2 protein-coding genes are annotated in these 1,074 nt (G+C 47.2%); both read right to left on the bottom strand.

Features of this window, described 5'->3' with window-relative positions; genetic code table 11:
* On the bottom strand, positions 1-377 hold a 377-nt coding region (locus ACQEXU_RS21925), incomplete at its 3' end, for a contractile injection system protein, VgrG/Pvc8 family (RefSeq protein ID WP_427012295.1).
* 144 nt (positions 378-521) lie between these two features.
* Positions 522-1,040 (bottom strand): Hcp family type VI secretion system effector, encoded by a 519-nt coding sequence (locus ACQEXU_RS21920; protein ID WP_367989965.1) that lies wholly within the window; start codon positions 1,038-1,040, stop codon positions 522-524.
* Positions 1,041-1,074: the final 34 nt, after the last annotated feature.

Below are 1,074 nucleotides of genomic sequence, written 5' to 3'. Positions count from 1 at the left end.
TCAGGGACGGTTTTTAACTGGAAGATACGGCTGTTATGGCGCAGGGATAAACGTTCAAGAGCAGGAACTAAGGTTAAGGCATAGAAGGTGTGATGATGGCCAGTATCACCCTTGGTGAAGTTACGGGCAATACCATGAACCCGTTGAACAATCTGACCGTTGAGTTCAATTTCTAACTGAATGGCTTTATCCACCACTTGGTCTGCGGTGAGGTTGGCTTTGCGACTGGCCAGTGCCAGTTCATATCGGTAACCGTGGCACAGGTTGCCATCATCCAAGCGACTTTGAGAAAGGGAGTCACTGCCATGATATTCCCGAACCACTAAGGTGCCGTCTTCTAGCCCATCGACGCGCAGATTGAAATTCAACGTTGCCATACTTCTGTCCTTATCCCGCTATAAGCGTTAAAACCTTAAGCAAGAAACAGCGGTGCTGCGCCTTGCTTAAGGCTTTTCCTTGAGTAATCAGCATTGCAGTGATAACGCACTGCAATGCTGGAGTTACTGAATTCAAGTCAAAGCTTACGCTTCAACTGGCTTACGCCAGTCATCAGAGCCTGAAGTACCTGCATTCACGTGATCCCACGTAATTTTACGGTAAGTCAGAGACACGGTTAGGTTTTGCGTGAAGTCAGACATCGCTGGGTCTTGGCAGTGTGGCATCTCACACTGGATATCAACGATAGAGGCGTTCTCAAGCTTGGTAGTAAAGAAGTTTTCTTGTTTACCTTCGATTGAAGTGCGGTACCACTTTAGCTCAACAGAAGACAGCTTCTCACCCGATGCCAGTGCGTTGTATAGCAAAGGAACGGCTTTGTTCAGTGACACTGTGAACTGGAATGGTTTGTGAACACGTTGACCTGCAGGCTGACCTGATTGTGGGTCAGTTGGTACTGTCACAACGTGGTCGAATTTTTGTACCAGCATTTCATCTTCGTGGCCTTCCACGTAAGAGTCACCGATAGAATCTGCAGTACATGCGCCAGCAGTGATAAGGCCCTGAACCTGACCTTCGATAGAGATATAACATGGAGTTGGCATCGTAATCCTTCCTTTAATCCATTTTTGAATGAGT

Source organism: Vibrio sp. TRT 21S02, assembly GCF_050113675.1.
Lineage (GTDB): Bacteria > Pseudomonadota > Gammaproteobacteria > Enterobacterales > Vibrionaceae > Vibrio.
The sequence above is the reverse complement of the archived record's forward strand: the minus strand, read 5'-3'. Positions and strand labels throughout refer to the sequence as shown.

Coding starts and splice junctions, on each gene's coding strand:
- ACQEXU_RS21920 (WP_367989965.1), bottom strand. CDS start 1,040: ATGCCAACTCCATGTTATATCTCTATCGAAGGTCAGGTTCAGGGCCTT.